This window comes from Sporosarcina sp. P19 (assembly GCF_002743165.1).
Classification (GTDB): domain Bacteria; phylum Bacillota; class Bacilli; order Bacillales_A; family Planococcaceae; genus Sporosarcina; species Sporosarcina ureae.
In genome coordinates this window covers 286619-310227 of record NZ_PDYR01000002.1, presented here as the reverse complement: position 1 = coordinate 310227, position 23609 = coordinate 286619, and the positions used below count along the sequence as shown (strand labels likewise).

Annotated in this window: 29 protein-coding genes and 1 other annotated feature; all 29 genes read right to left on the bottom strand. The window is 43.0% G+C overall.

Annotation, left to right across the window (positions count from 1 at the left end; translation table 11 throughout):
* Positions 1-359: 359 nt before the first annotated feature.
* The 29 genes from CSV74_RS04850 to CSV74_RS04705 all read right to left on the bottom strand — a co-directional run bounded on the left by CSV74_RS04850 (position 360) and on the right by CSV74_RS04705 (position 23607).
* Complete coding sequence (locus CSV74_RS04850; RefSeq protein ID WP_099690771.1) at positions 360-707, bottom strand: VOC family protein; 348 nt, start codon at positions 705-707, stop codon at positions 360-362.
* A gap of 170 nt (positions 708-877) precedes the next feature.
* Positions 878-1291: a VOC family protein gene (locus tag CSV74_RS04845; protein WP_099690770.1), complete on the bottom strand. Its 414-nt coding sequence runs from the start codon at positions 1289-1291 to the stop codon at positions 878-880.
* 859 nt (positions 1292-2150) lie between these two features.
* Positions 2151-2333: a hypothetical protein gene (locus CSV74_RS04835; protein WP_233190773.1), complete on the bottom strand. Its 183-nt coding sequence runs from the start codon at positions 2331-2333 to the stop codon at positions 2151-2153.
* A 310-nt stretch (positions 2334-2643) separates the two neighbouring features.
* Positions 2644-3372, bottom strand: a complete 729-nt coding sequence (locus tag CSV74_RS04830) for a YebC/PmpR family DNA-binding transcriptional regulator (protein WP_099690768.1) — start codon at positions 3370-3372, stop codon at positions 2644-2646.
* 12 nt (positions 3373-3384) lie between these two features.
* The gene (locus CSV74_RS04825; protein ID WP_099690767.1) at positions 3385-4254 is read right to left on the bottom strand and encodes a phosphotransferase; all 870 of its coding nucleotides are present in this window, start codon (positions 4252-4254) and stop codon (positions 3385-3387) included.
* A gap of 6 nt (positions 4255-4260) precedes the next feature.
* On the bottom strand, positions 4261-5337 hold the full coding sequence (locus CSV74_RS16470; protein WP_143560741.1) for a LysM peptidoglycan-binding domain-containing protein: 1077 nt from the start codon (positions 5335-5337) through the stop codon (positions 4261-4263).
* A 474-nt stretch (positions 5338-5811) separates the two neighbouring features.
* Positions 5812-6696, bottom strand: a complete 885-nt coding sequence (gene pheA, locus CSV74_RS04815; protein ID WP_099690766.1) for a prephenate dehydratase — start codon at positions 6694-6696, stop codon at positions 5812-5814.
* Positions 6697-6727: 31 nt separating this feature from the next.
* Positions 6728-7183: an ACT domain-containing protein gene (locus CSV74_RS04810; protein WP_029053700.1), complete on the bottom strand. Its 456-nt coding sequence runs from the start codon at positions 7181-7183 to the stop codon at positions 6728-6730.
* Between the two features lie 31 nt (positions 7184-7214).
* A complete protein-coding gene (obgE, locus tag CSV74_RS04805; RefSeq protein ID WP_099690765.1) occupies positions 7215-8510 on the bottom strand; it encodes a GTPase ObgE in 1296 nt (431 codons plus the stop codon).
* A gap of 3 nt (positions 8511-8513) precedes the next feature.
* Positions 8514-9047 carry a Spo0B domain-containing protein gene (locus tag CSV74_RS04800; RefSeq protein WP_051210510.1) on the bottom strand — a complete coding sequence of 178 codons (534 nt, stop codon included), beginning with the start codon at positions 9045-9047 and terminating at the stop codon, positions 8514-8516.
* A gap of 329 nt (positions 9048-9376) precedes the next feature.
* Entirely contained in the window at positions 9377-9670 is a 294-nt protein-coding gene (gene rpmA, locus CSV74_RS04795; protein WP_029053698.1) for a 50S ribosomal protein L27, read from the bottom strand.
* Positions 9671-9682: 12 nt separating this feature from the next.
* Entirely contained in the window at positions 9683-10009 is a 327-nt protein-coding gene (locus CSV74_RS04790) for a ribosomal-processing cysteine protease Prp (RefSeq protein ID WP_029053697.1), read from the bottom strand.
* A 6-nt stretch (positions 10010-10015) separates the two neighbouring features.
* Complete coding sequence (rplU, locus tag CSV74_RS04785) at positions 10016-10324, bottom strand: 50S ribosomal protein L21 (protein ID WP_029053696.1); 309 nt, start codon at positions 10322-10324, stop codon at positions 10016-10018.
* Between the two features lie 13 nt (positions 10325-10337).
* Positions 10338-10414: a sequence feature (ribosomal protein L21 leader region), on the bottom strand.
* 70 nt (positions 10415-10484) lie between these two features.
* Positions 10485-11102, bottom strand: a complete 618-nt coding sequence (locus CSV74_RS04780) for a metalloprotease (RefSeq protein WP_099690764.1) — start codon at positions 11100-11102, stop codon at positions 10485-10487.
* On the bottom strand, positions 11099-11641 hold the full coding sequence (locus tag CSV74_RS04775; protein ID WP_099690763.1) for a peptidoglycan DD-metalloendopeptidase family protein: 543 nt from the start codon (positions 11639-11641) through the stop codon (positions 11099-11101). Before CSV74_RS04775 ends, CSV74_RS04780 begins: the two co-directional genes overlap by 4 nt.
* Before the next feature lie 100 nt (positions 11642-11741).
* A complete protein-coding gene (gene minD / locus CSV74_RS04770) occupies positions 11742-12542 on the bottom strand; it encodes a septum site-determining protein MinD (RefSeq protein WP_029053693.1) in 801 nt (266 codons plus the stop codon).
* Between the two features lies 1 nt (position 12543).
* The gene (minC, locus tag CSV74_RS04765; RefSeq protein WP_029053692.1) at positions 12544-13215 is read right to left on the bottom strand and encodes a septum site-determining protein MinC; all 672 of its coding nucleotides are present in this window, start codon (positions 13213-13215) and stop codon (positions 12544-12546) included.
* Between the two features lie 19 nt (positions 13216-13234).
* The gene (mreD, locus tag CSV74_RS04760; protein ID WP_029053691.1) at positions 13235-13756 is read right to left on the bottom strand and encodes a rod shape-determining protein MreD; all 522 of its coding nucleotides are present in this window, start codon (positions 13754-13756) and stop codon (positions 13235-13237) included.
* Positions 13753-14646, bottom strand: coding sequence for a rod shape-determining protein MreC (gene mreC / locus CSV74_RS04755; protein WP_029053690.1), 894 nt, complete (start codon positions 14644-14646; stop codon positions 13753-13755). The genes mreD and mreC overlap by 4 nt, the downstream gene beginning before the upstream one ends.
* Before the next feature lie 24 nt (positions 14647-14670).
* Entirely contained in the window at positions 14671-15684 is a 1014-nt protein-coding gene (locus CSV74_RS04750) for a rod shape-determining protein (protein WP_099670047.1), read from the bottom strand.
* A gap of 169 nt (positions 15685-15853) precedes the next feature.
* Positions 15854-16552 carry a RadC family protein gene (radC, locus tag CSV74_RS04745; RefSeq protein WP_029053688.1) on the bottom strand — a complete coding sequence of 233 codons (699 nt, stop codon included), beginning with the start codon at positions 16550-16552 and terminating at the stop codon, positions 15854-15856.
* Positions 16552-17151 (bottom strand): Maf family protein, encoded by a 600-nt coding sequence (locus CSV74_RS04740; protein WP_158231747.1) that lies wholly within the window; start codon positions 17149-17151, stop codon positions 16552-16554. Before CSV74_RS04740 ends, radC begins: the two co-directional genes overlap by 1 nt.
* 85 nt (positions 17152-17236) lie before the next feature.
* Positions 17237-17863: a hypothetical protein gene (locus CSV74_RS04735; protein ID WP_099690761.1), complete on the bottom strand. Its 627-nt coding sequence runs from the start codon at positions 17861-17863 to the stop codon at positions 17237-17239.
* A 91-nt stretch (positions 17864-17954) separates the two neighbouring features.
* Positions 17955-18710 carry a prepilin peptidase gene (locus CSV74_RS04730; RefSeq protein WP_099690760.1) on the bottom strand — a complete coding sequence of 252 codons (756 nt, stop codon included), beginning with the start codon at positions 18708-18710 and terminating at the stop codon, positions 17955-17957.
* An 11-nt stretch (positions 18711-18721) separates the two neighbouring features.
* Entirely contained in the window at positions 18722-19408 is a 687-nt protein-coding gene (locus tag CSV74_RS04725; RefSeq protein ID WP_099690759.1) for a pilus assembly protein PilO, read from the bottom strand.
* Positions 19401-20099: a PilN domain-containing protein gene (locus CSV74_RS04720; RefSeq protein WP_099690758.1), complete on the bottom strand. Its 699-nt coding sequence runs from the start codon at positions 20097-20099 to the stop codon at positions 19401-19403. Before CSV74_RS04720 ends, CSV74_RS04725 begins: the two co-directional genes overlap by 8 nt.
* Before the next feature lie 7 nt (positions 20100-20106).
* Positions 20107-21099 (bottom strand): type IV pilus biogenesis protein PilM, encoded by a 993-nt coding sequence (gene pilM, locus CSV74_RS04715; protein ID WP_099690757.1) that lies wholly within the window; start codon positions 21097-21099, stop codon positions 20107-20109.
* Positions 21100-21830: 731 nt separating this feature from the next.
* Positions 21831-22277, bottom strand: a complete 447-nt coding sequence (locus CSV74_RS04710) for a type II secretion system protein (protein ID WP_099690756.1) — start codon at positions 22275-22277, stop codon at positions 21831-21833.
* A 118-nt stretch (positions 22278-22395) separates the two neighbouring features.
* Positions 22396-23607 (bottom strand): type II secretion system F family protein, encoded by a 1212-nt coding sequence (locus CSV74_RS04705; protein ID WP_099690755.1) that lies wholly within the window; start codon positions 23605-23607, stop codon positions 22396-22398.
* Between the last annotated feature and the right edge of the window lie 2 nt (positions 23608-23609).

Genomic DNA, 23609 nt, shown 5'->3' with positions numbered 1-23609 from the left:
TATTCGAATTCTCTTCTTCCCACTGCCACACGTTTGATAATTCATATTTTGTCATCTGAACATTCCTCCTACTAACTACTTATTAACTCCATCATACTAACAGTATAAAAGTATTCCCAATATTTAGTTTACCATAAATTGATAATACGGCTTATCGTTATTAATCATAAACTAAACTCTTCTCTAAAAAAGGGAACTGGGTAAACTCCTTCAACAATTTGGTCCAATTGATTAACACAAGTTAAACAATACTCTTAGACTATCCTGCCCGTTAGCATCATAAGGTAAGGCTATCACAAAGACAGACATGATTTTTCACTAAAGCGCCAGTTAGCTTAATGGCAAATGATTTCAACCCGCTATTTCTCCCAAAGCTCGATCATTCGACCTTCAGGATCTTTAATCCAAATAAACTTTCCAAATTCACTAACCTCTTTTTTCTTTGCAAGAGGTACACCAATATGTTCAAGATGCTTAATAGTCTCGCTTAGATTATGTACTTGGAAATTTAACATCACTTGTTGTTCTATTGGAAAATAACTGTCGTTTTCAGTGAAGAAAGATAGGATTGTCTCATTTCCTAATTGAGGTTTAATCACAGTCCCATTCCAATTTTCTATTTCAATCTTCAACACATCACTGTACCATTTTTTTATAACATCAAGATTATTAGTTCTCCAAAATATTCCTCCGAATCCTTTTATCATAGGGTCTAACTCCTGTCTGTCTTTAAATTTTTAGTTTTTTGATCATTTTTAAGTTCCTTCTTCAACTAAACTTATCCATTAGTTGAATAAAGAAAAAGCCGCCTAAGCAACTCAATGATCTTAAAGTAAAGTTAACAGTAAACTTAATAAGCGATTTAGCTTTCTATTTCTTACTCCTTCGGCATCTTGCTCATATCCATGTGCAACACATTCCAGCGGTGACCATCTAAATCAGCAAAACCACATCCGTACATCCAACCTTGGTTCTCTGAGGGCTCACCAAAAGTTATACCTCCAGCCTTTACTACCCTCTTTGCTATTTCGTCTACTTCTTCTTTGCTCTCTGCATCAATGGAAAATAATACTTCAGTAGCATGTTTTGTATCGACTATTTCATGTTGGGTAAAACTTTTAAAAGTGGAAACAGGAAAAAGCATTACGGTAGCATTACTATCTCCGATGACTAATTGCACTTGATCGCTATTGCCAAGTGGTGTATTAGTCGAAAATCCAAGTTTGCTATAAAACTCTTTTGATTTATTTGTATCTTTAACCGGCAAATTGATCCAAAATTGTCTTGTCATAGTCATTTCTCCTACTTTAATTTATTTCTACTTTTCCATATATTGTTCAACTAAGTGTAGACCAGTCATATATTCTTCAGTAAGGTATAAAAAACAACTTCTTCTACTAACCTGCCCCATTAAATGAACAAGAACAGCCTACTCAACATTTATTTGCAAGACAACTACAGGATATGTATCACACGGCTTACAATGTACATCAACAGCAACGGTCGCTTCTGTTCCACATTTAAAATCCTCGTCAAATTCGACACTCTTAAATACAAGTTTTGTTCCGCAACTAAAGCAGGGTATAGTTTCTATCTGCTTTTTAATATCGGTCAATAACGATATATCCGGAAATATTTCAACACACTCCTTGTTGCTTGTTACGACAAGGAGTGTAAGATTCTTTCTATTTAATAAACGAAAAAAGGAGACCACTCATAATCAAGTAGTCCTTTTTATTTATATTACCTTTCCATAGTTCCGCTGCTTGCCCCTTGTCTAACAGGCTCCTAGCATACACTCTCCGTATGTATATGCATTGATATTCACAAATCAATAGCACTTAGCATATTCGTTAAGCTGCTTAGAAATAGCACAGTTAGTTAATCTACTTATACGCATTTGCCAAACGTTTGTAAAATGATACGCATGTCAGAGCCCCCAGTTTATATATCCAAATTATTAAACGGATTGTGCTTATCATTTTGTTCTTTCAATTCATTACCTCACATTGCAATTCGTGGACAATACGTATGCTTAAAAGTGTGTTGGCTTACTCTCAATTCATATGCTTCTGTAGAATCTCAAATACCAGCATAATGGAGTTGTCTGTCATGGGAGTGGTATCACGATTCAAGAACATATATTCTTTTCAATACTGGAACTTTAAATTCATCAATGGCCTTGTTTTTATAGCATTATCAACTATGGTAGTGTCTTCTAATCCTTCTAAATATCTTTTCGTAATCTCTATTCTTTCATGCCCTAACAACCTTGAAAAACTATATACATCTAATCCATTCTGAAATTGTTTTTGGGCGAGGTAATGTCTCAAGGTATGGCCGAATATCTTATATCTTTACGTACCTCTGACCTGTCACCTGCTATCTTAACGACTTTTAACACCGCTTCAACAGTCTATGGCTTTTTTCTAATCGATAGAAAGTTAACAAGTCTTCAATTAACATAAAAAAGCCTATCTTTCCCGCTTTTAGTTAGTTTCAAAGTGGGTTAGATAGGCTTACACATATGTCATAGCCAAATGCCTGCTAAATATACACATATGTCTTAGTCGATGATGTTTCAAGGGGAAATACTCCCATTAACTGGAATAAACCCCTCTATGAACACTGTGTTTATAAGGATTACTCTTCCTCATTCGCATTATGATACACGTTTTGGACATCATCATCGTCTTCCAACGCATCGATCATAGCGTGAAACTGTTCTTGTTGCTCTTCGCTCAAATCCGCGTAAACGGATGGAACCATATCTACTTCTGCTGAAATAAATACTAAATCTTCCGCTTCAAGCGCTTCTTTTACATTCAGAAATTCAGAGGGTTCCGTCAGAATTTCAAATCCATCTTCTGTCGAAATAACATCTTCTGCTCCTGCTTCCAAAGCCGCCAGCATGACTGCGTCCTCGTCCGTTTCTTGCGTACGTTCGATGAACAAACGGCCTTTGCGTTCAAATAAATAGTTGACGGAGCCAGTTTCTCCTAAACTACCGCCATTTTTATTGAATGCCACACGCATATTGGGTCCTGTACGATTGCGGTTTTCAGTCAGGGTATATACAAGAACAGCAACGCCGCCTGGTCCGTACCCTTCGTAAATCACTTCTTCGTAGTTTTCATCCGCACCCGAACCTGTTGCTTTATCGATTGCCCGCTGAATTACATCATTCGGGACATTCACACTCTTTGATTTATCGATTGCTAGACGTAAAGCTGGATTCGTGTCTGGATCGTCTCCGCCAGACTTTGCTGCCACGTAAATTTCACGCGACATCTTCTGAAAGATCTTTCCTCGTTTTGCATCCTGTGCGCCTTTTCTGTTCTGGATATTTTTCCACTTTGAATGGCCTGCCATGGATCAAACCTCCTACTTCATCATTCGCTCTATATCATACCATAATCTTGGCCAATGTGAGAGCGCGGTATCTGTGAAATGTAGAAGTTTGCTGGCCATCCGTTGCTGTTGCGCTAGTGGCAACGACAACAGATGCAACCATTCCCGAAGCACTTCATTCGGATATAAAAGCTTCGCTAGTGACTGGTTTGACAAGGTTTGCAGCGCCGGATGCTCACCCATCAAAAAAGTCGGATTGTAAGAAATTTGTGGCAACACACGATGCATCCACAACACACGTTCATCCTCTTCCGTTCCGAGGCAGGCTAAATCAAAATCGATAAAGCGAATATTCCCATTTGAGTCGCGCAAAATATTATGATGTACAACATCCCCATGCAACAGCGTCAGCGAGTGAACAGGAGGCGATTCTTTCTTTGCAATGTGAAGTGCATCCTGTCCATATTTTAACAGCTGGTCAATCGTCGAGGAAGCCAAAAATGCTCCACACATTTGTCGCACCTCTTCAAACCGCGCAAGCCGGATTTCCCACTTCTCGATCATATGATAATACGGAAGACAGGAAATCGACTGCCAATCAATCGTATATTTCGTATCATGTAATGCTTGCAGCGCACGGAACGAATCAATACGGTCAATTCTACGCTTAAAGTTGACCGCTTTCGCATTTTCAAGCCACGGCTGCATGATCAACAGCGGATCCGATTTATCGACAATCGGCAAGATATATGGAAAATGTTGTGCACTAAGTAATTGATGAACTTGCCGAACTTTCACAGCTTGAGCGTGTGATGCATACTTCTTTACAGAATACACTGCTCCGCCTGATTCCATTTTCCAGACATTCTTTTTGATTTTGGTAAATCGCTGATTGTCTGCCATACGCGGTTACTGGTTTCGATGCCAGTCCTCCTGTATTGGCATCGGCTGTTGTGGAGGTGCATTACACCCACAATCACCCTGATAACCTGGAGGTTGTTGCCACATCGGATGCATTGGCATCGGCATCATTTGCGGATATGGCATCCATTGCATCGCCGGCATACATTCTGGTTGTGTCGACCATTGAGGCTGAACCGGCCAATTCGGTGAGCAATGCGGTTGATTTGACGGACACCATGACGGCGGAGTATCCGCTTTAGGCGGCATCGTCGGTTGTTGAGGCATTGGCATAGGTGCAGGTTGTTGAGGCATTGGCTGCATCACAGGCGGCTTCGGTTGGGGTTTTGGTTGAGGCATCGGATTCGGTTTCATGTGTAATGAACTCGATTCGATCAACTGCCAACCGTCTGGCATAGGTGCGGGAACCGGTTTATGGTGATGAGGTGTCTCCTCACACCACTTCGATGACTCTTTTGGCGGCATCGGTTTGATTGGTGCCTGCATAGGCGGTTGCATCGGCGGCATAGGCTGCATTGGTTGTTGCGGCATATGTGGATGGCAGTCCGCATCGAAAATTGGCATCCATCCGCAAATCGGGAATACTGCCTGCCACATCGGTGGAGCCTGCATACTAGGCGGCATCGGCATATGTGGTGCCGTTGGAGTCTGCGGTTGTTGCGGCATCGCTGGCGGTGCTGGGGCCGGTTGCTGTTGCATCGGCGGTACTTGCGGCATTGGCTTTTGCTGCATCGGCGGCATCTGTGGCGCTTTTGGTAGTTGCGGCACTTGATCCGTTGATGGTTTCGTTTGTGGAGGTGCCGGTTTTGAAGGCTTCTCCTGATGTGGCGGCTTCATCGGTTTTTCCTGATGTGGCTTCTCAGTTGGCTTCTCCTGCGGTTTCGTGTGATCACCTTTATGTTGAGGCTTTTTCTTATCCATCGGCAAAAATATTTTCATGCCGGGGACGATATAGTCCGGATTCGCCAGGTGCGCATTCACCCGCTTCAATTCCTCAAACGGTATACCGTATTGTCTTGCGATCTTCCATAATGTATCACCCTTGACGACAATATGAACTTCCACTTACAATTCCCCCTTCCATCAATCCATCGTATGAACGGACGCCTACTTTTGTGACAATGTGTGTAGGCCTCCTCTCTTGTTATGTATATTCGTAGGAAAATGGTTTATTCCAAATAAATAACCATCCTGTTGAATAGAGGATGGTGGAATGAAGTCAATTCATATAGAGTGTGCACGGGATTGAAACTCCAGCCGGCAGACACTTTCCCATGGGCCCACGATGAGCGAGCTAGTCACGGCTCTCGTTCCTTTATTGTTCTGCTAATCGGGCTGACCCATCAAGAGTCGCCGTCTGCTTTCGCTTCAATCCTACTTTTTTAGTGGATGACCGTAGAACTCTTTTTTGCGATAGTGCGTGAATTAGTAAAGCCCTTGAACTTAGTTAAGTTCAAGGGCAGTTCAAGTTCTTTTTCAAGTACAGTTACGTAATACATGCCAATCTACTAATGCATGCCATTGCCAGCCTATCCTAACTCAGGAAATAAATTCCCCAGACTCATAGGCATAGTACGTTCCGAACGAGCGTGCTGTGCAGCCTAGTGCGTCTAGCTCTTCCATTGCGCCCTTCATCATCGGATGCTCCTCAGATTCATTAATATCAATAATAAAGAAATAATGACCAAGGCCCGTCTTTAACGGTCGTGACTCGATCTTGCTCAAGTTCAGTCGGCGCCACGAGAACACTGACAGAATTTGATGCAACATCCCTGGGCGGTCATCTTCAGGCAACTTCACCATCAACGTCGTCTTCATAGTAGAAACATGCTTTGAATGCTCCAGCTTCTCCTTGCGCAACGACAGCACGACGAAACGTGTATGGTTGAAGTGGAAGTCGTGAATATTTTCTTCTGCTATATGTAAGCCGTACGTTTCTGCTGCCAAACGGTTGCCAATTGCTGCAACACGCAGTTCTGGCTGTTCAGATATAGATTTCGCTGCCGCTGCCGTAGATGTCGTCTGAATCAGCGGAACTCCTCGGTAACGATACTGCAAAAACTTATGACATTGCGCCAACGCATGCGGATGAGACTGAATCGAATCCAATTCACCCAAATGATTCACCTGTGATGTATTCACTAACATATGTTGCTCAATTGGCGTGGAAATTTCAGCAGTAATAAACAACTCTTCACTATTGAATAAATAATCAATCGTTAACGGAACGGATCCCTCAAGTGCATTCTCCAACGGAACGACCGCGTAGGCAACATGTCCTTCTGTCACCGCTTCTATACAATCTGGAATCGTCGGACGTGGCGTTAAGCCCTCCATGCCGAATAAATCGGACGCTGCAATATGAGTGAATGATGCTTCAGGTCCCAAATATGCAACGGAAGGTACATACTTCTTTTCTGTCATGATTCTTTCATCTCCCCACTGATTTAAGAGGTTAGAAAACCCCTGAACTAATTAAGTCAACAGAATCAATAAATCGAGGTGCTTTGAGTCGCTGTAAAAATGCTTCTACCTTAATTTCCATTTCCGTCACATCCAACGATAACGTAATGTTCGCGCGGCCTTGGACAGGAATCGTCTGGTGGATCGTCAATACATTACACTTCGCCTCTGAGACGACTTCTAAAAGCACAGCTAACGAACCTTTTAAATCTTCCAGTTGAATAAAAATCGTCAAAATCCGGTCCCGTGCGATCGATTCGAACGGGAACACGGCATCACGATATTTATAGAAGGCACTGCGTGACAGACCGACCCGTTTGGTTGCTTCTTGGATTGTCGTCACTTCGCCCCTTGCCATCATGCGTTTAGCTTCCAGCATTTTCTGCATTGACTCGGTCAATACATCTTCGCGGACTAAATAAAACTGGCCTTCCCCGATTTGTTCCATTTTGCTCCCCCCAAAACGAGCCAATCCGGTCTTACTCCAAGAACTCGAACTCGTAGCTCATGATACGTACGATATCGCCGTTTTTCGCACCACGTTCACGTAACGCTTCGTCGATTCCCATACCACGCATCTGACGCGAGAACTTGCGGACTGATTGATCGAAGTTGAAATCGGTCATCTGGAACAAACGCTCCAACGTATAACCCGACAACATGAATGCCCCATCATCGTCACGTGAAATAATGAAATCAGGTCCAGTCGTTTCGTGCTTATACAATACAGAGTTACTTGCTTCTTCTTCATCCACATCCGTCAACATCGGGAATTCCGGTGTAGTTTCAAGCAGATCTAAAATTGCATACAGTAATGGATCTAAACCAGTTCTCGTCAATGCTGAAATCGGGAACACTTGAATCTCTTCATCACCAAGCGCCTCTTTAAATATTTCCAGATTCTCTTGCGCATCCGGCATATCCATTTTATTTGCCACAATAATTTGTGGTCGTTCAGTCAAACGCATATTGTACTGCTCTAGCTCTTTATTGATCGTCTGGTAATCTTCAAACGGCTCACGACCTTCAAGTCCTGACATATCGATGACGTGCACGATTACGCGCGTACGTTCGATGTGACGCAAGAATTGATGTCCTAGTCCAATCCCTTCATGCGCGCCTTCAATCAACCCAGGCAAATCCGCCATGACGAATGTACGGTGATCATCTGTTTCGATCATTCCGAGGTTCGGAACTAATGTAGTAAAGTGATAATCCGCAATTTTCGGCTTCGCTGAAGAAACGACTGATAGTAACGTGGATTTACCAACACTCGGGAATCCAACAAGACCAACGTCAGCGAGAACTTTCAATTCAAGCACGATATCTTTACTAACACCTGGCTCTCCTTTTTCAGAAAGCTCAGGCGCTGTGTTCTGTGGCGTAACGAAACGGCTATTACCGCGTCCTCCACGCCCACCACGCGCGATGACTGCTTGCTGGCCATGTTCTACCAAATCCGCGATAATCGTTTCGGTTTCCGCATCTTTGACGACTGTGCCAGGCGGAACTTTAACAATCATATGCTTACCGCTACGACCGTGCATATTTTTACTTTGACCGTGTTCTCCGCGATCCGCTTTAAAATGACGCTGATAACGGAAATCCATTAACGTACGCAATCCTTCATCTACAATAAAGATGACATCTGCGCCTTTCCCGCCATCGCCACCGGATGGCCCACCATTAGCTATATATTTTTCACGACGGAACGAAACCATACCATCGCCACCGTCGCCACCTTTTACAAATACTTTAACGTGATCCACAAACATAATTTATAATCCTCCTAATTGTCCACTGATGGTAAACGTCCATTGATTCGGTTCACCGAGGACTTCGACCGTAAGCTGAGATGAATGTTCTGGGATGTCTAGTTGCTTCGCGTACAGCTCGGTAAATGTCAGTTGCATACTCCAAGAAGCAGTTTCCGTCGTGACTTCAATCGTCACAGGACAATCTGCGTAGCGCTGGATTTTCGCTTCCACAGCCAGCACAACTTGTTCCAAGTATTTGACCAGCTCTTGGTCAATTTCACTTGAATCAATTTTTTCTGTAATATCACAATACAATTGCACCTTTAGAACTGGATATCGCCAACCAAGTGTCGTGATCCATTCTTCAGTAAGAGGCATAGATAATTTCTGAAGCAATGCCTCTCGCTGCATATCCCCCGTTTTCTCGAGAATGCAGTTTCGCGCTTCTGAATATTTCCCCATATCAATATTCATGAGGATTAATTGCAGATCATTCATGTGATCGTGTCGACTAAATCTCACTGCCTGCGACACATTTAGCTCATTTTTCCCCATATTTTCACCACCAGCTGTTTTCGTACTTCTTAGTATAGCATTTTCGCGCGCAAATCACTAAAAAAATCATCAACGGCAGACAAATTGCCTGAAATGTATGACCCGTCGTCTTCTAGATTGGTCAAGCGCTCATTATTTATCGGTAAGCGCTCAATAAATCCTGTAGCCGCTCATAGAAACGTACAAGCGATCATACATACTCGCTATCCGCTCTATCTGCAAAACGAAGCGCTCATACTTCCCTAACATCCGCTCATAACACACCAATCTTGACATAAGAAAAAGGACTGCAACAAGTGCAGTCCTTTTCACATCGTCACGCTATCCAATTAAGCTTCTTGCGTTGCTGCTGGGTAGACACTGACTTTCTTTTTGTCGCGGCCAAGACGTTCAAAACGAACGACGCCGTCGATTTTTGCGAATAGAGTATCATCTCCACCGCGACCAACGTTTTCACCTGGGTGAACTTTTGTTCCACGCTGGCGATAAAGGATTGATCCTCCAGAAACGATTTGTCCATCTGCGCGCTTAGCACCAAGACGTTTCGAATGTGAGTCACGACCGTTCTTAGTAGAACCTACACCTTTTTTCGATGCGAAAAACTGAAGATCTAAACGTAACATAGCTGCCACCTCCTACTTTTTAAAGGATAATTTTATATAATCTGCATAGTCTAATTCAATCGTTTGTAAAGATATAATCATTGCTTGCAGGAGCAGCTGAACTTGCGCATCTTGATCCGTTACCGGAAACGCCACACGTAAGTATCCACCATCCGCACCTTGATCAACATCAGGTTCAATCGAAGTCAATTGCATAATAGCATTTACCGCACCAAATGATACGGCAGAAGCACCAGCACAAACTAGATCTTGTCCGTGTTCAGCAAAGTTTGCATGACCATCCATCTCAAAAACTGAGATGCGCCCAGAAGGCTCTTTCATAATTCTGACATGTATCATGCCGGATTATAGATTGATTCCGTCAATAACGATTTTCGTGTATGGCTGACGGTGTCCTTGTTTTTTACGGTAGTTTTTCTTTGCCTTATATTTGAAAACAACAATTTTCTTTGCGCGGCCTTGCTTGACAACCTTACCTGTTACAGTTGCGCCTTCTACGAATGGAGCACCGACTTTAACGTCATCTCCGCCCACCATTAGCACCTTGTCAAAAGTTACCACTTCATCCGCTTCACCAGCAACCTTCTCAATGAAGATCTCTTGGCCTGCTTCAACTTTGATTTGTTTTCCACCAGTTTCAATAATTGCGTACATACTTGCACCTCCTCTAATTATACAGACTCGCCTTGACAGGTGATTCAACCTACGAATACTTGAACCTGTTTAGTGCGGTTGTAGCACGGGTGCTACAATCAATAACAGTAAAATATTATCACATAGAAAAGAGCAGGTCAAGCATTATTCCTATAATCTTTTAAAAGAAGGAAGTTTCTTTTTTAGTGAGCTGTTCAAAGACACGCTCGTACCTTCTAAAACGATAGGAAATAATGTTCTGCACTGCTAAAAATGATGTAATAATGACGAGTGGCAAACTATCCGGCAAATACGCAGTGAAAAATGCACAAAGCGATGCAGACACGATGATGGAATACAGTAAGAAGTTCGAGCGCGTAGTGTATTTCGTCGCCTCCCTCTCCAGCAAAACAGACACCACTTGTCCACCGTCAAGAGGTAGAATCGGTAATAAATTGACACTCAACAAGATCAGTTGAATCTTTACAAACTGCGCATCACCCGGGAATGTCAAGCACATGCCAAGTACTAACAAAACGGCTGTCGCGACAGGTCCCCCGAGCGCCACGATCAGCCGTTGCTGTTTACTTGCCAGCTGCCGATTAACAAATTGCAATTCCCCTCCATACGGTAAAATTGTACAACTCCTAATTTTCATCCCGACGTGTCGAGCGGCCAATACGTGTCCTAGTTCATGAAAAAGTAAAGAGAATAAGAGCATCGCGTACAATGACACACCACCGACGATCATGAAAAATAAAAAGATCGGCAACAATACCGGATGAATACGATACTTCATTGCTGACCGCCTGACATATACGTTGCCAGCACAGTAGGCTCTAGCGGTATCCCATTGCGTTTCACGCGGATATACACTGCTTCCTCGTCCATCATCGCAATCTCATCCCCAAGCCTTACAGCCGTGTATGGAAGCGTCGAGAACGAGCCTACGAATCCATACGTTACCTCATCACCGTTATCGTACTGAACAGTCACCGTCTTCCCTGACTGTCTTGTATAGCCTGTAAAGACGACTAGCCCGCTTCCTTGTGAAGTAATCGACATCGGTTGAGTATACGAGATAATAGCACCATCTTGATAGGGCTGGAACGATTCGTACGTCTCAAACGGATTAAATACGGAATTCCCGGACACCGTGATGACTTCATCTTCTGCCATCCAGGAAGACACCCACTTTTTCATCACCACAAAATCTTTCCCTGTCGTTACATATTGCGTAATCGGTATATTGACTAACTGGCGTTGTTCCAGTTTTGATAAACCAACAACAGATACCATCAGCACAATAGCGATGATCCATTTTGTTTTCCATTTCATCACGTCCCCTCCCTTACCTGCAGTGTATGAAAAGAGGGGGAATTAAATGACGAATGAAAAAAACTCAGTACCATAAAAGGCACTGAGATTTAAGTTTGTATTATTTGCTGAACATGTTCTTGATCTTGCCGAAGAATCCTGCTTTGCTTTTCTCCATCGTCATCAATGGCACAGACTCACCTAAGATTCGTCGTGCAATATTGCGATAACCAATTGCAGCAGGGTTTGTCGGATCCATCACGACAGGTTCGCCTTTATTTGAAGCAGATATAACGTTTTGATCATCCATTACGATACCTAATAAATCAATCGACAAATGTGTCGTAATTTCATTGACATCCAATGTTTCACCGCTTTCCATCATACCGCTTCTAATGCGGTTGATGATCAATTTCGGCGGCTCCAGTCCTTCTTCTGCTTCAAGCAGTCCAATAATACGGTCCGCGTCACGCACAGCAGAAATTTCTGGAGTCGTCACGACAATCGCGCGGTCCGCACCAGAAATCGCGTTTTTAAAGCCTTGCTCAATTCCTGCAGGGCAATCAATCAAGACATAATCATAATCTTGCTTTAATTCTAAAACAAGCTTTTTCATCTGTTCCGGATTCACAGCACTCTTATCAGTCGTCTGAGCTGCTGGCAGCAAGAACAATCGGTCCTCGAAACGCTTATCTTTCACAAGGGCCTGATGAACTTTACAACGCTCTTCCACTACATCGACCAAATCATAAATAATCCGGTTTTCTAAGCCTAGAATTACGTCCAAGTTACGCAGACCAATATCTGTATCCACTAAACACACTTTTTTCCCTTGTAACGCAAGAGCGGTACCAAGATTGGCTGACGTTGTTGTTTTTCCAACGCCACCTTTACCAGAAGTAATGACAATTGCTTCTCCCAAATTATATACCTCCCTTAAATGTAGCAAGGTCCGGACGTAAATATCGGAGCTCCTGAAGACGGTCTATCGCAATCTGCCCATTCTTTTGAAGATACGCACATTCCATTTCAGGTTGCTCAGAAAGAATCGTCAATTCGTCGGTCATGATCTCGATCTTATCCGCAATTTTCAGATGCGTTGCTTCCAGCCAAGATGCAGCAATGACTGCATCTTTATTGCCTTGTGCTCCCGCATGCGCAATGCCTTTGACACGGCCCAGTACATATATACTGCCGCCTGCAATGACTTGTGCACTCTGATTCACGTCACCGATAATGACCAAATCGCCATCAGCTTTTACGACCTGACCCGATCGAACGATTCCTATATAGGTTTCGGACTGCTTCTCGATCAACTTTCTCTCACACTCTTTTAACGAAATGACGTCACTATGTACCTTCGAAACTCGCAAATGAGGGGAAGTATGAATGACCGATTGAATCTTGTTCATGTCTTTCTCGTCACAATAACGATGTCCTAGATGCAACTGTACTTCAGACACACCTTCAAGTACGCTGCTCTGCACTTTTTCTTTCAACTCACCTAGCAATTCGGTAAATGCGCAATGGTCATCTAATCGTAATACTAAGCCGTCTTTTGTTCCTTTTATCGTTATCAACTGTGATTTCGTCACCTACATCACCTCACAATACTTAAAAACCTGCTTGTTTTTGAAAAAATCTTTTCTCTGTAATCTGTTTGAACATATAGCCGAACATCACGATAAATAATGAATTCGCAATCATTGTCGGAATGAGTCGACTCGTGAAGAATTCGCCGAAATCAATAGACGTTAACGCAATCACACTAGCAAAAAAGTACGACAACAATTCCAGTAACACAATCATTACTACTGATAATACCATAACCGTCACGGTATGACGCTCAATTTGTCGAATTACTAACGCCGCAACGTAACAAATCAGCGGATACATGAATGTGTATAATCCAATAATATCAATATGATACATATCATACAACAGTCCGAGGACAAATCCGTAAATAATCGCTCGCTTGCTATTATAATACGTCGCAATGAAAATTAAATAGACCATTAGGAACCTAGGCACCGTGATGTATAACTCGCTGTTAATTTCAATTGGTGAAAACAGACTGAAAATGGGTTCCAGGAAAAATAGCAGGATAGCAATTAAAGGAATGATGAATCGGATCATGACTCATCGTCCCCTTCTGCATCTGCGGAGTTGCCTCCGTCGGTTCCGTCAACCACTGTCATGGTTCGCTTCGCAATCATCACGTGATCTAGTTGTGAGAAAGTAGCTGCTGGTTTTATATACGCTAGTTTTGTCAAACCATAGTCATCCGTCGAAACTTCGGTTACTTCCCCTATTAAAATACCTTTAGGGAAGATTCCTCCGAGACCTGAAGATATCACTTGCATTCCTTTTTTTACATTGAAGCTTGAATCTAGACGCTTCATGATCAATTGTCCGGAAGTTCGATCGTATCCTTCGATCAAACCGAACATTTCTTCTTCGCCAACTACCATTGCTGCCACACGGAAATCGCTATTTTCCGTCGAGATTAATTCGACTGTGGATGTAAATGGAGTGGACAAAATGACCTTCCCAATCAAGCCTTGTGCCGTCATGACCGCCATATTGACGTCCACTCCAGCCGTTGTTCCTTTGTCGATGATGATTTTCTCTTCCCATTGATCAGGATTGCGTGAAATCACTGTGGACTGAATTGGCTCAAATGCGCGCAGATCCTCTTGTTTATCAATGATTCCCCGCAGCTTCACATTATTCGCTTTGACATCCACTAACTCCGCTTGCATGGCGGCATACGTTTCCAGACGCTTTTTTAATCGTTTGTTTTCTTCGTATGTATTAAGCATCGTATCAATATTTTCAATAAGTCCCGTCACAAAATGGGCTGGTTTCGTAACAAGCGACTGCCCAAAACCTACGACATCCTTCACTGCTTGTTCCGGAACATTTGCATGATTTCGGTCGCGAAGTGAAAATGCAATTAATGCCACAAGGACGATTACTCCTACTAATAAAATGATTAATCGTTTATTGGAAAAAAAACGCGGCATTGCCTACATCTCCTCCAATTAATATTATGATTGAATTTTCTTAATGAGTTCTAAGTTATCCAAAGCCTTACCCGTTCCAATTACTACACAGTCAAGTGTATCTCCTGCTACAAATGCAGGCATTTTTGTTTCCTCAGAAATAGCTTTATCGAGGTTACGAAGTAATGAACCGCCACCAGTTAAGACAATTCCACGCTCCATGACGTCTGACGCCAGTTCAGGTGGTGTCTGCTCAAGCGTTTTTCTCATACCTTCAATTATCAAATCCATCGGTTCTCTCAATGCTTTCGTAATTTCCTGCGAATTAATTTCCATCGTTTTCGGCAGACCCGTCAATAAGTCGCGTCCGTGGATATCCATCTTTTCCGTCTTATCCAAATCAAACGCCGAACCAATTTGCATCTTGATGTTTTCAGCCGTACGTTCACCGATCATCAATTTATATTCTTTACGGATATACGTTATGATAGCCGTATCCATAGAATCTCCGCCTACACGGATCGAAGTACTTGTTACAATGCCACCTAGAGAAATGATGGCCACTTCCGTCGTACCTCCACCTATATCGACGACCATACTGCCGGTTGGTTCCCATACTGGTAAATCTGCACCGATCGCAGCCGCAAAAGGTTCTTCAATCGTATATGCTTCTTTCGCACCCGCTTGACGTGCAGCATCGATCACTGCGCGTTGCTCCACAGATGTAATACCATAGGGCACACAAACCATGACAGTCGGCTTCGTCCATGAAGTTCCTGCTGATTTTAGTGCTTCTTTTAAATAATGTCGAATCATAGCAGTTGTTGTTTCAAAATCTGCAATAACTCCTTCTCGCATCGGGCGAATGGCCACAACTGAACTCGGCGTACGTCCGATCATGGCATGGGCTTCACTGCCTACCGCAACGATTTCACCCGTCGTTGTATTCTTCGCTACAACAGAAGGCTCCCTTAGCACAATACCTTTATCCTTAATGAAAACTAGAGTATTGGCTGTCCCCAAGTCAATTCCTACGTTTCTTGATCTGAAACCAAACAAGTCAATTCTCCCTTTCTATCAAACCTTCATCGGTATTCTTAAAAGCATACACCACATTATAACGGAAAGGTAACTTAATTTACAGTGTCACCCGGCCAGTTTGCAAAAAACATCGAAAAAGAGACTGATTTCCCAGTCTCTCCACTTTTTCGCGACAAAATTCATGTTTTTATATGTAACCTTTGTCTTTTAAACTGATGAATTTCTGATCACCGATGATGATATGATCGAGCACATCCACCCCCATGATCTGACCCGCTTCCATCAGACGCTTTGTCACTTCGATATCTTCTCTTGAAGGCGTCGTGTCACCGCTCGGATGATTATGTGAAATAATCATCGATGCAGCCGAACGTTTGAAGGCTTCGCGGAACACTTCGCGTGGGTGTACTATGGAAGAATTCAAACTACCAATGAAAATCGTCTGCTTATGTAGCACTTCATTTTTGACATTTAAAAATAACACAACAAAGTGTTCTTGATTTAACGACGACATATCCGTCATCAAATAATTCGCGGCATCTTCAGGTGAACGGATCTTATACCGTTCATGCGGTGCAGTCCGATACAATCGCTTGCCGAGTTCTGCTGCAGCTAGTAACTGCACCGCCTTCGCTTCACCAATCCCTTTAATCTTCGTCATCTCATCCACCGTCAGCTCTTTCAAATCTTGCAAACGGTCAATCGTAGACAACACACGGTTGGCGAGTACGAGAACAGACTCTGAGCGTGAACCTGTGCGCAGCAGGATCGCCATCAATTCCTGATTGGATAAACTGCTCGCCCCTTCTCGTATCAAACGCTCACGGGGCCTGTCAGCGATATGCACATCGCGGATCATCATTTGCGGTGCCAGATCAAGAGGCATCACGCGCCACCGCCTTCTAAAATCAGCAACCCTTCTTGACGCATACGGTTGACCAGATCACTGACCGGCAACCCTACGATGTTTTGATAATCACCTACCATATTTTCCACAAACAGCATTCCTTGCGTTTGGATGCCGTACGCGCCCGCTTTATCTGAAGCATCCCCTGATTTCACATAAGCGGAAACGAGCTCTTCATCCAGTTTCCTAAACTTCACTTGAGACAAACCAGCAAACTGAATCGTCTTACCGTTAGCCAGAATCGTTACGCCCGTAATCACTTCATGCAACTCTCCAGACAGCTCCATTAAGAAGTCAATAGCCTGCGCGTCATCTTCGGGTTTCGGGAATACTCTACCGTCTTTCACTACAATCGTATCTGCCGCAATGACGATCTCTTCTTCTGATTCAAATACCGCAAGCGCCTTTCGCTCCGATAAACGAACCGCATACTCATATGGCTCTTCGGGTGTAAACGGCACATCCTCATCCACATCACTCGGTCTCACCGAAAAATTAATTCCTGCTAGCTGCAATAGTTCTTTACGTCTCGGCGAAGAAGATGCGAGCACGATAGGTTTTAAACTAATAAATTTCATTGGAACAACCTCCTTTTTCATAGTGTACGCTATTCTACACGATTTGAAAAAAGGGCAAAATTCAATTCTTCCCCCGTATATTGGGTCAAAATTGAATTTTGAAGCATGGGTCTTGGTCCGAATAGTGTGCCAACAGATGCAGTCTCGCGACAGAGGAATCCTTTGTAAACGCAGTGATGGCGGTCACTTTCTTCGCAAAGTCTCCACCTTTCTTCGCATCTTTACCATCCTTAGACAATTCAATTTTCGATAGATCTTCGGCTAGCAGCGCTTTTCTCACCTCACCGGCATCTGCAGACTTGCAAGCGCCCGGTACGACAGTGATTCTCTTCTTAAACGCATCTTCACCTTCCTTCAACAGGACATCGCTCTCATTCAGCCATACCGCTCCCCAAACATAGAACTGTCCGCCTGCTGACACGACAGCCGTACTAGCGAGACTCGGATTCTCGGCCACGAAATCCGTCGCCGCTTCCTGGCTAGAAAACACGCCATGCTGCTTGACGAACATCGTATCTCCACCCTCAACTGCCCCTCCCTTCTCCTCTGTCTTCGGCCCAGTCGTCGCCATCGTTTCACTCGCCTTATCCTCTTTCCCTCCCGTAGTCGATATCGTTAGCCCGATCACTAGCACCGCGACCAAGCCGATCGCCACTCCTTGCACTAACGCCCGAATCACAATGTTCTTTGAATACGTCCTGCGGAAATTCATTCCATCACTCCACTAGTTTTCTTCCACCTTACCAAAATGAACGTAAAAAAAGACGAGACTGTTGTCGTCTCGTCCATAAACATTTACCGATTTAGTTCAACAAACCTGTATACCAACTGACAAGCTGCGCGCCGTAGAAATAGGCAATGAGTGCAGCGACCGCAATTGAAGGACCAAAAGGCACAGGCGTCTTACGTCCTTGCTTCGTCTTTTTCAAAAAGATCAGTCCGACAATCGCGCCAATCAATGAAGCAAGAAACAGCGTAACTAACGTCTGCATCGTCCCGAGCACTAAGCCGATAACGAAAAACAACTTAATGTCGCCACCGCCCATCCCGCCGTTCGACACGATCGCAATTAACAGCAACAGACCAAACCCAACTGCCGCCCCAAGCAAGCTATCCCACCATGGCGTCAGCGGACTGATGAAGCGCAAGATGAAAATCGCGATACCAAACGGCAACAAGATTTTATTTGGAATCAACATATACTTCAGGTCGGATACTGTTAAAATAACCAACATCGAAATAAACAGTAATGCTACAACAAGCTCCCACTGAAATCCGAAGTGCAAGTACGCACAAACGAACAATACACCTGTGATCAACTCCATCGTGGGATAAAGTGCACTGATCTTCTCTTTACACCCACGGCACTTGCCACGCAAGAACACGTAAGAGAAAACCGGCACTAGATCAACCGCCGTCAAATTCCGATCACACGTCGTACAGTGAGAAGGTGGCGACACGACGGACTCCTTCAGCGGTACACGCATGCCGACAACGTTAAAAAACGAGCCGAACGTAATACCGTAAAGGAAGAAAAATATACTATAGAGCCATTCCATGAATTGCCTCCTTACTCCGCTTTCTCGGTACCTGTCATTTTATTGATCGTCGTCGGATCGAATTTCGATGCAGGTGGCGGCGCATCTACTTTCGGCGCCTCATTTTGCAAGTTGACAAGATCCGGACGGAAGTACGCATTAAATGAAATCACGACTTTCATTTCACCAATATCCGATTCCTCTTCCGTTTTCTCGGCAGTCGCTTCAAACTGGATTGTCTCTACATTCATAATCCGAATCATTTCTTCTATCTCATAAATGAACGTATCCACTTGCTTGTACGTATCCGCAGCGAGCGTCACTTCCATCAATACCGTTTCGAGATTTTGTACATTTTCAGGCAATAGTTCGATATCGAATACTTCTTTCGAAAAATTAATTTCTTCTATTCGACTATTGGATTTCACTTCCGCCTTCTCCAGACGAATGAGTAATGCATCTTCAAGCGGTACAACTGGCACGACTTTTTGAAGTGGCGCAGACGTTACCGTTTCATTCGGATCTTTATTCGCCAATTGCTTTTGTAATGAAAACAACACATCACGTTCCGAAGCAAATTGAGCCGCCATCTGATCCTTCGTTTCTTTCGCCGGCAAGTAGACGTTCGTCACCGTGTAGTAGACGAGTGAAATAAGGAAAATCGAGGCCAATACGACCAATCCGATCTCCATCTGACGTTTAGATAGATACTTATTCAAGCGTATCGCCTCCTTCCGTATTCGCATCTACAGGAGGTTGTGGTTCTTCAGGTGCAGGTTGCTCTTCAGCAGGTGGGGCTTCCTCTAGCGGCTCTTCAATCGCATTTGGGTCTACATCTGCATCTGTACCTGGCAACGCTCGCTCATCAACAAACTGAATAAAATATGTAGCGAAATATCTAGGCAAAACATTCTCTCGCTCATCCATGTTCAGTTTTTCCGTCTCAATTCCTTCAAACGTCGCATCAATTACTAACGCCGAAGCTTTCATTCGAGTTAAATAGAGCGCAGGCTCCATCAAATCATCAAACTGTACCTTCAACGTCACTTCGTTCGGTGCAGCGAAAGTCAACTCCTGGAAGAATCCTCGATCAGGCAACGCTTTTGAAAGATCTTCTATAAGAGGTTGCGTTTTATATTGATGCCCCTTAAGAAACTCCACCGTCGCAGCTAACTGTTCTTTTTCCTGACCGAATGCAGACAAACGCATTTGGGACGTTATATTTTCTTGTTGTTTCTGTATTTCATATGTAGACTGCTGTAACTTTTGAGCTTCATCGTCATTTTTTTGAGCGAAGAAATACAGCACGGCCCAACTAATGAAAGCGACTAAGAGGATGGCAATCGCGATCCAAAGAAAAGTAGTCTTCTCCCGGATTTTCTCCGGAAGTAGATTTATATCAACTAACATACACGTATTACACCTCTTCCTTCAGCGCGAGACCAATAACTCGGTGGAAATCCGCAGTTATCGCGGTTCCGTCTACACAACTAATCGGCTCTTTCACCAAGGGAAGCGCTTCGATCGCTAAACGTTCTCGGACCGTCTGCAATAATTCCTCTTGTTGTGTATAGGTTCCATTCCATACTAGATGGGTAATAGCCGAATCATTCTCCGCCAAATTAAAGCGATAGAAATTCGCCAGTTTCTCGAGCTCCATGACGATCGTAAGTGGCTCAACCTGCTGTTCCAGCTCTTCACCCGTCGACATGCTGAGTGGCAACTCAAGTTCCATCGAGCGAATGAACAAAGGATAATGAGAATAGAAAATAGACACAGTCAAACTTCGACCTCGCAAATCAGCAAGGAGAATATGTTCCGTCCCCTCAAATTGATGCACATGATGTGCCAGACGATACAGGGATAGTGGCGCAATGTCCGCCACAACCGGCTCCAACTTTACGGACTTCAGCACTTCTTCATATGTATGCATAATACTTTCCTTCGACGCAATCAAAATCGCTTCATTCTGCGCGTTATTCGCTGTATACGGAACGACATCAAATACCGGATCATCAAACGGCAAATAAATCGTCGAGCCAATCTCGATAAAGAAATGGCTTTTCAGCTCTTCATCCTCCACCGTGTCCGGGTACGCAACACGTCGGATGATGACATATGTATCGGGCGCGAGAAACGCCACGTCACGCTTCGCAAGATTCCAGTCTTTCACAACCTCCAATAAGACATCCCGCAGCATATCCTCTTCGGCTATTCGGCCTTCTTGGATGACATATTCAGGTAGCAACATCTCTTTTGCGGTGTCTAGTACGATCGGATCCAAGGACTTTATTCGTACGTACCGAATCGCGTCATCGTCAAGAGTTAATGAATAAACACGTTTTTTACGGCTGAATGTTGGCATAGCGAGTTTGGAAAGCGGGCGTTTTAAATTAGATAATATAGACATGGACGAACTCCTTCCAGACGAGAGAACTCAAGGTGTTTGGTGATTTTTTCCTAGTGAACTAGTTATGGTAAGTATAGCAAATGTGGTGGGAGAAAGAAAGATTGGTAGGGAAAGCTGACGAAATATAAGGCACTGTAGTGAATTACCTGATACCGCGGGTAAATCACCACATCCTTCCATTCATACTTTTGTAGATTTTCTACTGTACTTAATTATTTCGAATATTGCTTTACGAAGGTTCTACTTAATTTTTCATCGTAATCTCTTTACTACAGATCGAGGATAATTTTTCTTCGACAAGCCTAAATATGTCATTACCTAAATTCATATCTTGAAGTTAACTACGATTTATTAACATTGCCATTCCAACAAGATTTGTAGATAAATCAAGATAATTTCCATGAAAAGTAAGTTTGGATGTTAATTAATAACACAGCATTAGTTCTCTTACATTTAACACTAGCGTTTTCCGTAATGTCGGAAATGGAGAGAATAGCGATTGCTGCAATAATACCAAAAGCCAATATCACTTCAAGTAGTTCTACGAGTAACATCACATAATTATTGAAAATTGTTTAAATACATTAGCATTTCTTTCACAACTAAATTAATTGTATATATACTTCAATTGGATTTTTACACATACGAATGCCTATATTTCAAAAAAGACTCTGAAGAGAATAATCTCTGCAGAGTCTAATAATAGTTTCGGCTTACTATATATTTACATATTAGCGACTGACGACAACATTGGTGCCACCAGTTTTATTATTAGCTGCATTAATATCTGCAGCTGAAGCTTCCTCGAATTTCACAGATACATTACCGTTTGTAGAAGTACCATTTATAGTTGTAGTTGTAACTTCTCCAGTCCCTTTGGTTATAGTTGCATCAGAATCTTTAAAGCCTCCTGCATCCTCTAAGTAACCTTCATCTTTTAATACAGTTGTTGTAACTGTGTTAGCTGTAGCAGTAGTCGTTTCAGCAAAATAAATATTAGCAGCAGATAGAGCATTTTGCCCATCAGCCTTCAAAGCACTTACCTTCGAATTCGTAATAATATTCCCAATAGCCGGCACCGCAATCGCAGCAATAATTCCTAAAATAACAATAACTGCTAGTAACTCGACAAGCGTCAAACCTTTTTGATTTAATTTCTTTTGCAAGAACTTTTTCATATAATTTCCTCCTCTTGTTTTTTCTTACTCTATGAATATAGTATATCAGAGGTATTAGGAAAATAACACTAGTTTTATTGAAATAAATAAAAATAATACATCACATTTGTTATTTCTGTTACAAACTATCTATCTGTTCAAACATACTAAACATCGGCAACATGATTGCCAAAACTATAGTCCCAACTATTGCCGCTAGGAAGACAATCATTAAAGGCTCTATTAAAGCTTTCAAACGGTCCGTAGCAGCCTCTACTTCTTTCTCATAAAAATCAGCAACTTTTGCTAACATAGAGTCCAAAGAACCAGTCTCTTCTCCAATCGCAATCATATGAGGTATTAACGGCGGGAATGCCCAGTGGTTCAACATAGGTTCAGTTAAAGATCCGCCACGTTCCATTGATACTCTAGACTCACCAATTACTTTTGAAATGACTTCATTACCTACAACTCTTTCCGTCATAGTTAGTGCCTGTAAAATCGGTACTGAGCTTGAAAACATTGAACTTAATGTACGAGTCATCATAGCAAGTGAAGACTTTTGAGCGATGCTGCCGAATATAGGTAGTTTCAACAAAATGGTATCAAGAATATATTTCCCCTTTGGATTGCTTCTAAACAGTACATAACCAACAACTAAAGCTGAAACAATTAGAATTAACAAGTACCAGTAGTTTTCAATCCATTCACTAGCCGCCATAACAGCGCGAGTTAGCCAAGGTAATTGTCCACCTATGCTATCAAACATATCTACGAACATCGGTACGACGAACCATAAAAGAAAAATGACTACAGCAATCGCTATAATGCCTACTACAACTGGATATGCCATCGCAGACGTAACTTTCTGTCTCGTACGATACGCTTTCTCGAAATGCTCCGCTAATTGATCCAATGATTCATCCACTGTTCCTGAAACTTCTCCCGCAGCCACCATATTCAAAATCAACGGCTCAAAAACTTTAGGATGCTTCCCAAATGCGACCGATAAAGCTGTACCTGTGCGCAAATCTTCCTGAACTGAGGTCAAAATCTTTCGGAATGAAGCCTGCTCCACCTGCTTAGATAAAATCCTCACCGCATCCACAATCGTAACCCCCGCTTGAAGAAGCGTTGAGAACTGTCGCAAAAACATGATCAATTGATCACGCTTTACAGGACTTCCAATAGTTATATCCTTCGTCAAGACTGTCTCTTTCTGTTCCACAAGACTTACCACACGAATTCCTTGCCCTTTAAGTTTGATTGCCGCATCGCGTTTATTCGTAGCGGTTACCGTACCACGGCGAATCGCTTTAGCATCTCGCCCTTCATATGTAAAACGAGCCACTA